This window comes from Luedemannella flava, from assembly GCF_039528515.1.
GTDB classification, from domain to species: domain Bacteria; phylum Actinomycetota; class Actinomycetes; order Mycobacteriales; family Micromonosporaceae; genus Luedemannella; species Luedemannella flava.
The window spans coordinates 1-10633 of sequence record NZ_BAAALT010000255.1 but is presented as its reverse complement, the minus strand read 5'-3'; the positions used below and the strand labels follow the sequence as shown (position 1 = coordinate 10633).

The 10633-nt window shown below is 74.1% G+C and carries 7 protein-coding genes; all 7 read left to right on the top strand.

Translation table 11 applies throughout. The annotated features are described in order from the left end of the window. The coding region (locus tag ABD211_RS28960) for a hypothetical protein (RefSeq protein ID WP_425560555.1) at positions 1-442 on the top strand (442 nt) is incomplete at its 5' end. A 75-nt stretch (positions 443-517) separates the two neighbouring features. Beyond that, complete coding sequence (locus ABD211_RS28955) at positions 518-1159, top strand: hypothetical protein (protein ID WP_344138690.1); 642 nt, start codon at positions 518-520, stop codon at positions 1157-1159. Next, positions 1126-1440 (top strand): FHA domain-containing protein, encoded by a 315-nt coding sequence (locus ABD211_RS28950; protein ID WP_344138688.1) that lies wholly within the window; start codon positions 1126-1128, stop codon positions 1438-1440. The genes ABD211_RS28955 and ABD211_RS28950 overlap by 34 nt, the downstream gene beginning before the upstream one ends. 61 nt (positions 1441-1501) lie before the next feature. Continuing rightward, positions 1502-7600, top strand: a complete 6099-nt coding sequence (locus ABD211_RS28945; RefSeq protein WP_344138686.1) for an Ig-like domain-containing protein — start codon at positions 1502-1504, stop codon at positions 7598-7600. A gap of 37 nt (positions 7601-7637) precedes the next feature. After that, positions 7638-8627: an AAA family ATPase gene (locus tag ABD211_RS28940; RefSeq protein ID WP_344138684.1), complete on the top strand. Its 990-nt coding sequence runs from the start codon at positions 7638-7640 to the stop codon at positions 8625-8627. A 1-nt stretch (position 8628) separates the two neighbouring features. After that, positions 8629-9906 (top strand): DUF58 domain-containing protein, encoded by a 1278-nt coding sequence (locus ABD211_RS28935; RefSeq protein WP_344138682.1) that lies wholly within the window; start codon positions 8629-8631, stop codon positions 9904-9906. Positions 9907-9976: 70 nt separating this feature from the next. Next, positions 9977-10633 (top strand): hypothetical protein (locus ABD211_RS28930; protein WP_344138680.1); only part of this gene is annotated, 657 nt, incomplete at its 3' end.

Here is a 10633-nt window from a genome sequence, read left to right as displayed (position 1 = left end):
GCAGCCGGCGCCGCCGTCGCGCGGCGTGCCCCGCGCGGCGGGCGCGCTGGTCGCGGTGGTGCTGGTCGTCGTGGTCGGCGCGGGCGTGCTGCTGCTGAGCGGCGGCGACAAGGACACCCCGGTGAGTACGCCCACGCGCCCGCCAGCGGCGCCCGGGTTCGACGCGGTCCCGGGTGCGGGCGAGCCCGTGCCGTCACCGACCGTGACCGTGCAGCGGCGGGAGAACGGCTCGCTGCGGTTCACCTGGAGCTACGCCAAGCCGGCCGAGGGCGACTACTTCAAGATGCGCCGCACCGATGTGCCCGGCGCAGCCGTGCGCACGCTCACCGAGGCGGAGTTCGTCGTCACGCCCGAGCAGGGCGAGACGCCGTGCATTGACGTGTACGTGTACCGTGCCGACGGTCGCGGTTCCCAGCAACCGGGCCGGGCCTGCGCCGACTGAGGCGCTTCCTCTACAGTGTGCCGCTGTCATAGCGGCGTGGTACACACATCGCGAACGACTCGGGGGAGGGCGAACGTGGCGGGGGCCGGGGTGATGGTGCGGGAGTTCGTGCCCGCGCCCGCGCTCGCCGCCGGCGAGGCGGCCGAGCGGGTTCTCGGCGTCGTCACCCACGGCGGCCAGCACCAGGTCGCCCGCGTCGGCCCCAGCACGTACCGGCTGACGCGTCGGTTCCGTCCGATGTGGTCGTTGCGCACCACCACCGAGATCTGCGACGTCTCCGTCGGCATCGACCAGGCCACCGGGCACACCGTCGTGCTCCTGGAGGGCCTGCTGCCCGCCGGCACGCTGCAGACCGTGCGCCTCGCGCTCGGCGGCGCGGTGCCGACGGTGACGGCCGCCCCGCCGGCCTACACGGGCCCGCCGATGCCCGCCATGTCGATGCCGCCCCCGGTCGCGCCGGTCGCACCACCACCAGTGGCGCCGCAGCGGGCCGTGTCACAGCCGGTCGCGCCGCAGCGGCAGCCGTCACAGCCGGTCGCGCCGCAGGCGACCGGTCAGGTGCCGGTCGGACCGCACCCGGGCTGGGCCGCGCAGCCCACCGCGCCGCCGACCACGCCGATGGCCGCCGCGCCCCGGCCGTCGGCCATCGCGGTGGAGTTCGACGACGGCCGGCGGGCCTCGCGGTGGAGTTCGACGACGGCCGGCGGGCCTCGCTGAGCCTGATCATCCTCGTCGGTCGCGACCCCGCGGCCACGGCGGAGGAGTTCGCCGCCCAGCTCGTGGCCGTCGCCGACGAGGGCCGGTCGGTGTCCAAGACGCACCTCGCCCTCGGCGCCGACGAGCGCGGGGCCTGGGTCGTCGACCGGCACTCCACCAACGGCACGTCGGTCCTGCGGGCCGGCACGCCGGTCCGCTGCCCACCGGGCGAGCGGGTGTACCTGCCGTTGCCGGCCACCATCCGGTTCGGCGACCGCACCTTGAGAGTCGTGACCGACTGAGCACCCCGCGCGTCGCCAGCGACTGCCTGGCGACCCGCGAAGCGATCCGAGGAGGCACAGCGTGCACGTCGGTGGCGTCGTACGCGGGCTGTTCGCCCGGCGCGGCCGTCGCGCGTCCTCGGCCGTCGTTCTCACGGCGGCCACGGGCGTGCTGGTCACCATGGCCTACCTGTGGCAGGGCTACGCCCAGGCGGAGGTCTCGCTCAACGACGGTGGCGTGTGGGTCACCAACCGCGACTTCGGCCTCGTCGGCCGGTTCAACCGGCCCGTCGAGCAGCTCGACGCGCAGCTCAGCCCCACCCCGGACGCCCAGCCCGACGTCGACGTGCTGCAGGACGCGGACACCGTGTTCGTCTACGACCGCAGCGGGTCCACCCTGCGGCGCATGGACGTCGCCCTGGTCGACCTGGGGCAGGAGTCGCTGGACCTGCCCGCCGGCGCCGAGGTGGCGCTCGGCGGCGGAGCCGTGGCGATTCTCGCGCCCGACACCGGCAAGGTGTGGGTGCGCCCGGTCGACTCGGTGCTCTCGCTGAACTTCGCCAAGGACGCCCCGACGGCCGAGGCCGGCGCCGGCGCGGCCGTCGCGATGAGCGCCGACGGCACCGCGTTCGTCGTGTCGGCGGCCAAGGACGCCCTGGTCACCATCACCGGCGGGCCGGGCGGCGCGGCCGCGGCGACCCCGCGGGCGCTGGGCACCGACCTGTCCACCGCGACGGTGACGGCCGTGGGGGACACCCCGGTCGTGCTCGGCGCCGGTGGCAAACTGGTGCTGCCCTCGGGCGCGGCGGCGCTGCCACCGGAGTACCAGGCCGGCGCGGTGCTGCAGCAGCGCGGCCCGGGCGCTGACACCGTGCTCGTGGCCGCCGACAAGGGCCTGGTCGCCGTCGATCTGTCGAACGGCGACGTCGAGGTCATCTCCGACCTGGGCACCGGGGACGCGGCCGCGCCCGTACGGCTGGGGTCGTGCGTGCACGCGGCGTGGGCCAAGCGTCCGGCGTACCTGCGCCGGTGCGACGGCCTGGCCGCCGAGGAGCCCAAGCAGCTCACCGACGCGACCGCGGGCAGCGCCCTGGCGTTCCGGGTGAACCGGCAGATGATCGTGCTCAACGAGCTCGCCTCCGGCAAGATCTTCGTGTACGAGCGGGGCGGCAAGGACCTCGGCAACTGGAAGGACCTGCTGCCGCCCATCAACCGGGACAAGGACGACAAGTCCGAGAAGAAGCCCGACGTCACGAAGAAGAACCACCCGCCCGTCGCGCGGCCCGACAACTTCGGGGCCCGGCCCGGCCAGGCGGCCACCCTCACCGTGCTCGACAACGACGGCGACGTCGACGGCGACGTGCTCATCATCCGGTCGTTCGCGAAGATCCCCGGCGAGGCCGGCACGCTGTCGATCGTGGGCAACGGGCAGGCGCTGCAGTTCGTCGCCACCCCGGGCTGGGACAAGCCGGTCGCGTTCAAGTACACGATCGACGACGGGCGCGGCGGCGTCGCCAGCGCCGACGTCACCGTGAGCGTGCGCGCCACCCGGCAGAACTCGCCGCCGTTCCTGCTCAAGCGCAAGACCGGCGGCGACGGCGACCTGACCGTCGGCCAGGGCGGCGTGGCCAACCGCGACGTGCTCAAGGACTGGCGCGACCCGGACGGCGACCCGCTCGTGCTCGCGTCGGCCCAGGTGCCCGGCCCGGACACGGTCCGGTTCACGGCCACCGGCGAGGTCACCTACACCGACGCGGGGACGTCCAACGGGCACAAGACCGTGGCGTTGTCCGTGTCCGACGGACGCGCCGACACCGCCGGTGAGCTGCCCGTACGGGTGCTGCCGGCGACCACGAACGGGCCGCCCAAGGCGATGGACGACCGGGTGGCGACCGTGGCCGGGCTGCGGGCCACGCTGCGGCCGCTCGACAACGACTCCGACCCGGAGAGCGGCGTGCCGGGCGCCGACTCGCGGCTGCGCGTCACCTGGGTGTCCCAGGCGCCGGCCAACACGTCGGTGATCCTCAATGACAAGACGGGCACGGTCGCGTTCACCGGCAACCGCCCGGGCACGTACTACCTGCAGTACGAGATCACCGACGGGGAGCACACCGCCCGCGCCCGCATCCGCGTCGACGTGCGCGCGCCCTCGTCGGCGAACCCGCCCGTCGCGGTCACCGACAGCGCGGTGCTGCGCGGCGGGTCGCCCGTCTCGGTGGACGTGCTCGCCAACGACATCGACCTCGACGGCGACGTGCTCGTCGTGCAGTCCGTCGAGGTGCCCGAGCGGTCCGGCATCACCGTGTCCGTCGTCGGCCTGCGCTGGCTGCGGATCACCTCGTCGCAGGCCGGCGACGGCACGGTCGCCGTGCGCTACACCGTCTCCGACGGCGGCAACGTCGACGAGGGCGTGGTGCAGGTCAGCCGCCTGTCGGCCACGTCGGCCAACCAGGCGCCCACGGCGGTCGACGACGCGACCGTGGTGCGCGCGGGCGGCGTGGTGACCCTGCGGCCGATGGCCAACGACAGCGACCCGGAGGGCGAGCCGGTGAAGCTCGACCCGACGGTCGTGCCCGACGGGTCCACCGCCGGGACCTGGACCGTCGTGGGCGACGCGGTGCGCTACGCGGCGCCCGACCGGCCCGGCACGGCCACCGCCAGCTACACCATCCGCGACCCCGAGGGGCGCTCCGCGGTCGCCCAGCTCTCCGTGACGGTCATCGCCGCCGACGCGGCGCAGAACCAGCCGCCCCGACCGGTGACGGTGCAGGCGCGCGTCTTCGCCGGCGCGACCGTCCGCGTCCCGATTCCGCTGGAGGGCAGCGACCCCGACGGCGACGCCGTCACCCTCCTCGGCCCGACCGAGGCGCCGCACTTCGGCCGCATCATCGGGCAGGGCCCCGACTACCTGGACTACCAGGCGTACGCGGGCGTGTCCGGCACCGACGAGTTCAGCTACCGGCTCCGCGACGGGTTCGCCGCGCGCGGCACCGGCACCGTGCGGGTCGGCGTGGTCGCCCGGCCGGAGCGCGACTCCGCGCCCGTGGCGGTCGACGACACCTACACGGTCGCGCCGGGGACGACGATCCGGGTGCCCGTACTCGCCAACGACAGCGACGCCGACGGCGACGCGCTGACGGTCGAGCCGCTGGCCCCCCTCAACCCGGACCTGCCCGCGGGCGCCTCGTTGGAGGCCGGGCAGCGGGTCGCCGTGAAGGCCGGCGCCGACGACGGCGACGTGGTCCACGTGACGTACGGGATCAGCGACGGGCGCGGGCAGCGGGCCTCGGCGACGGTCACCGTGATCGCCAAGGACGACGCGAACCTCGCCCCCGTCGCCCGCGACGACCTGGTCACCGACGTGCCGGCCGGGGCGACCACGGTCGACGTGGACGTTCTCGCCAACGACGACGACCTCGACGGGCCGCGCGCCGACCTGGAGATCGAGGCGCTCGACGCCGGCAACGGCCCGGCCAGCACGGTCACGCCGGCCCGGCTGCTGACGGTCGGGCTGACCGACGCGCCGCGCATGGTGGCCTACCGGATCACGGACAAGGAGGGCGGCACCGCCACCGCGTTCGTGCGGGTGCCCGCCGCCGGCAACCAGCCGCCCGTCCGGAAGAAGGACGCCCCCGAGCTGAAGGTGAACGCGGGCGGCGAGCTGACGGTGGACCTGACGACCCAGGTCAGCGACCCGGAGGGCAAGCCGGTCCGGCTGACCACGGGCGCCGCGATGTCGACGTCGCCGGTGCCCGGCCTGAGCCTGGACACGGGCCGCACCACGGCCACGTCGTTCACGCTGGTGGCCGCCACGGCGCCGACCGGCCCGGCCATGGTGGTCATCGAGGTGACCGACGCCGTCACCGCCGACGACCCGGCCGGGCGCGTCGCGACGATCAGCCTGCCGGTCACGATCATGCCGCCGGCCAACCAGGACCCGACCTTCGCCTGCCCGGCGGCCGAGCCGCAGGCGGGCGCGCCGGCCGTCACCGTGGACCTGGCGAACTGCGTACCCACCCCGGACCGCAAGGCGCGCTCCGGCCTGACCTTCGCCGACGTGTCCAACGTGCCGTCCGGCGTCACCGCGAAGCTCGACGGCACGCGGTTGCGCATCTCCGCCGACGAGACCGCCGCGGTCGACAAGCTGAGCGAGCTGACGCTGCGGGTCACCGACGGCAACAACCGCTCGGCCGACGGCCGGCTCGGCGTGGTGGTCCGGGCGGCCGCGCTGCCCATGGCGATGACCGACACGGTCGACGGGCTCCGGGCGGGCACGCAGACGACTGTCGACGTGACCGCAAACGACGTGAACCCGTTCCCCGGCAAGCCGTTGACGGTCACCGCGGTCGGCGCAGCCGAGGGCGTCACGGCACGCGTCGAGGGCAACAAGGTCGTCATCAGGGCCAACGCTGACTTCTACGGCCGCACCGCGCTGACCTACCAGGTGCAGGACGCGACCGGGAAGCAGGAACGCCTGGTCGGCGGCCAGATCGTGGTGAACATCGTCGGCAAGCCCGGCGTGCCGGCCCGGCCCGCGGCGCGCTCCACCGGCGACGGCGTGGCCGTGCTGACCTGGCTGGAGCCCGACGCGAACGGCGCCGCGATCACCGGCTACGACGTGACCGGCGAGGGCGGCTTCAAGCAGCGCTGCGCGAACACGGTGTGCTCGCTCAAGGGCCTGAAGAACGGCAACCGGTACCACTTCTCGGTGCGCGCCTGCAACGTGGTCGGCTGCGGCGGGTACAGCACGCCGTCGGCCGAGGTGCGCCCGGACGTGCGCCCCGACCAGCCGGACGCGCCGCGCACCAAGTTCGGGGACGCGTCGGTCACCGTGACGTGGTCGGCGCCGACCAGTCGCGGATCCAAGATCGAGGGGTACGAGCTGGAGGTCTCCCCGCCCGTCGGCGGTGCCCGCCGGGTCACCGGCACGACGTACACGTGGACCGGGCTGACCAACGGCGTGGCCTACACGTTCCGGGTGCGGGCCTACAACGCCTCGCCCACGCCGAGCGAGTGGAGCGCGGACTCCGCGCCGGAGACGCCCGCGAAGGCGCCCGACGCGCCCGCGGCGCCCACGGCGGCCGGCGTGACCGACGGCATCGGCAAGCAGATCAACGTCCAGTGGGCGCCGCCGAACACCAACGGCGCGCCCATCAGCGGGTACGAGCTGACGGTCCTGCGGGCCAGGGTCGTGAACCGCACGGTCGCCGTGGACGGCGACACCACCGGCGCGACGGTGGACGTCGACAACGGCGTGGACTACACGTTCCGCGTCGTGGCCATCAACAAGGCCGGCAAGTCCACGCCGAGCGCCGACTCGGCGGTCACCGTCGCGCACGGCAAGCCGTTCCAGGTCACCTCGCTGATCGTGACCGACAACAGCGGCGGTACGGGCTTCGACCGACGGATCCACTACGCGCTCAACCCGCCGAACGACAACGGCATGGCGATCGTCCGGTACGAGTTCAACTACTCGGGCGGCACGGCGGTCGAGTACAAGTCGGCGGCCACCAGCGGGTACGTGCCGGACCCGCCGAGCCTCAACAACGGCACCCCCTACCGGCTGCGGGTGCGCGCCTGCAACGACATGTGCGGCGAATGGTCGGCCCTGAGCGCCGCGGTCATCCCGTACGGCCCGGTCAACACGCCCGGCGCCCGCGCGGCCAAGAACGGTGCCCGTCAGGTCACCCTGTCGTGGACCCAGCCCTCCGCCAATGGCCGGCCGATCGCCCACCTGGAGATCAGCATCAACGGCGGCGGCTGGGAGAACGTGGGCACCGGCAACGGCAGCCGCAACGTCGGCGACGGCCCCAACCAGACGTGGCAGATCCGGGTCCAGGCGGTCGACAGCGCTGGTCAGAGAAGCGCGATCGCGTCGTCGGAGCGGGTGACCACCGACCCGCCGGCGGTCAACGTGAGCAAGGGGGCGGCCACGTCGCAGCCCGACTGCAACACCGCACGGTGCGCTTTCGTCGTCATCGAGCTGGTGAACTTCCCGGCGAACACCACGATCTCCTGCTCGTTCCATTCGTCGCAGTCGGGCCAGGTGTTCTCGAACGGCTCCTACCGCACCAACGGCGACGGCTACTACCAGGGCCAGACCACGAAGTTCTTCGGCTGGCCGGGCGGAGTCGTGACCGTGACGTGCAACGGCGTCTCGGGCGCGAGCCCGCCATGGTAAGCGTTCACCCAGAAAATCCACAGTGGAGGACTGAGTCATGACCGTCGCCCCGGAGGCGACCGCCTGCACGCCCCAGGCGGCCGGCATGTTCGCCGAGGACTTCGCCCGGCTGGTCAGCAACGTCGAGCTGGCCGTGGTCGGCAAGACCCGCTGCGTGCGCCTCGCGCTGTCCTGCCTGTTCACGGGCGGTCACCTGCTGCTGGAGGACGTGCCGGGCACCGGCAAGACGTCGCTGGCCAAGGCGATCGCGCGCAGCGTCAAGGGCGAGCACCGCCGCGTGCAGTTCACCCCCGACCTGCTGCCCAGCGACGTGACGGGCGGCAACGTCTACAACCCGCAGACCGGTCAGCTCGGCGTGCGGCGCGGCCCGATCTTCACCAACATCCTGCTCGCCGACGAGATCAACCGGGCGTCGCCGAAGACGCAGTCGGCGCTGCTGCAGGCCATGGAGGAGGAGCAGGTCACCATCGACGGCGTGAACTACTCCCTCGACGCGCCGTTCATGGTCATCGCCACGCAGAACCCGATCGAGCAGGCGGGCACGTACCCGCTGCCCGAGGCGCAGCTCGACCGGTTCCTCATCCGCACGGAGCTGGGATACCCGGACGCGCAGGCCACCACCCGGCTGCTCGCCGAGGCCGCGACCCGCGACCGGTCCACCCTGATCGCGCCGCTCATCACGCCCACCGGCGTCGTCGACCGCGCGCGGCTCGTCGCCGGCGTGCACGTCGACCCGGCCGTGCTCGCGTACGTCAGCACGATCGCCGAGGAGACCCGTCGGGCCAAGGGCGTCAAGATCGGCGTGAGCGTGCGCGGCTGCTTGTCGCTGGTCCGGCTCGCGAAGACGTGGGCCGCCGCGCAGGGCCGGCACTACGTGCTCCCCGACGACGTGCTCGACCTCGCCGTGCCCGCCCTGGCGCACCGCGTCGTCCTCGACGTGGAGGCCGAGTTCTCCGGCACCACCGCCGTCGGGGTGATCGAGCGGGTGCTCAGCGTCGTGCCCGCGCCGGCGTTCCGGAGCTCCTGACATGCGCTTCGGCCAGGCCTGGGCCGCGGTGCGCCGCGCCGCCGCGACGGTCGACGGGCTGGCGTCGTCGGGCTGGGCGCGCGTGCCCGCCCCGGTGCGCGTCGTCCTCGCGCTGCCGACGGCGCTGGGCTGGACCGTGTCCGGCCTCGGCGCGGCGTCGCTGGTCGCCGGGCTGACCCTGGGCTGGCGGGAGCTGCTCATCGCCGGCGTGGCCGCCCTGCTGCTCGTCGCGCTCGCCGGCTACTACACGATCGGGCGCACCCAGCTGGCCATCGACATCGACGTGGTGCCGCCCCGGGTCACGGTCGGTGACCAGTTCCGGGGCACGGTCAGCATCCGCAACGCCGCCCCCCGGCGGCTCGCGCCGCTGCGCGTGGAGCTGCCTGTCCGGTCCGGCGCGACCCTGCTGGAGCCGATCCCGATCGAGGTGCCCGCGCTCGGCCCCGGCGCCGAGCACCGGGTGCTCGTCACCATCCCGGCCGCCCGGCGCGGTGTGCTCACCGCAGGCCCGGCCACCTCGGTGCGCGGCGACCCGCTCGGCCTGCTGCGCCGCGAGGTGACCTGGACCGAGGCCGAGGAGCTGTTCATCCACCCCACCACGGTCGGCATCGAGAACCTGGGCGCCGGCCTGCTGCGCGACCTCGAGGGCCAGACCACCAACGACCTGTCCATGAACGACGTGGCGTTCCACGCGCTGCGCGAGTACGTCCCCGGCGACGACCTGCGGCACGTGCACGCCTTCACGTCCGCCCGGATGGGCAAGCTCATGGTCCGCCAGTTCGTGGACACCCGCACCGCCCACCTCGCCGTCATCGTCAGCGGCGCCACCCGGGAGTACGCCGGCCCCGACCAGTTCGAGGTGGCCTGCTCGGTCGGCGGGTCGCTCGCCGTGCGGGCGGTCGACGACCAGCAGCGCGTGTCCGTGATCGCGGCCGGGCACAGCGCGCCGGCCCGGCTGCGCCAGTCGCGCGGGCTCGTGCTCGACCAGTTCAGCCGCGCCGAGTTCGGCGCGCCCGGCTCCGACCTCGTCACGTCCGTCGTGCGGACCAGCCGGGTCGCCCCCGACGTGAGCCTCGCCGTGCTCGTCACCGGCGGTCTGATGGAGGTGGCCGACATGCAGGCCGCGGCCGCCCGCTTCGGACCGGACGTGCGCGTCGTCGGCGTCCGCGTCGTCACCGGCGCCCACCCGGCCGCCCAGCGCGCCGGCCAGCTCTCGGTGCTCACCATCCCGAGCCTGGCCGACCTGCGCACCGTCCTGAGGGTGGTGGTCAGGTCATGACCGAGCGTAGCGAGGGCATCATCAAGCTCAGGCACAATCATGCCGACGCCTCGCGAAGCGAGGTCGCGGCATGATCGAACCTGGGGACCTGACTATTCCGCGGGTCGCGGCGCCCCCGGCCGCGCCGCCGCGCGGGACCCTGCTGGACGCCGGGTTCCTCGCCGCGCTCGGGGTCATCGGGCTGGTCGGGTTCGGGCCGGTGTTCAGCGGCCTGACGTACCTGATCGCCGGCGTCACCGGCCTCCTGCTCGGGCTGCTCGTCGCCCTGGCCGCCGTGCGGCTGCGCCTGGGCGTGCTCGTCACCGTAGCCGCCGGGCTGGTCGTGTTCCTGCTCGCCGCCGGGCCGGCCGCGTTGCGGGAGACCACGAGCGGCGGGGTCGTGCCCACCTCCGCGACCGTGCGCGCCCTCGTCGACGGGTCCGTGCACGGTTGGCGGGACCTGCTCACCACCCTGCCCCCGGCGCCCGCCAGCGGGCATCTGCTCGTCATCCCGTACCTGTGTGGGTTTGTCTGTGGGTTGGTCGGGCTGCTGCTCGCGGGCCGCACCCGGTTCCCGACCCTGCCGTTGCTCGCGCCGGGCGCGCTGCTGATCGCCGCGATCCTGTTCGGCACCGACGAGCCCGCGTCGCTGCTGGTGCAGGGCGTCGGCTTCGCCGCCGTCGGGTTCGCCTGGGCCGCGCTGCGCCAGCGGCGCCGGCGCCCGGCCGCGACGACCGTCGCGGGCGTG

Coding starts and splice junctions, on each gene's coding strand:
- ABD211_RS28940 (WP_344138684.1), top strand. CDS start 7,638: ATGACCGTCGCCCCGGAGGCGACCGCCTGCACGCCCCAGGCGGCCGGC.
- ABD211_RS28935 (WP_344138682.1), top strand. CDS start 8,629: ATGCGCTTCGGCCAGGCCTGGGCCGCGGTGCGCCGCGCCGCCGCGACG.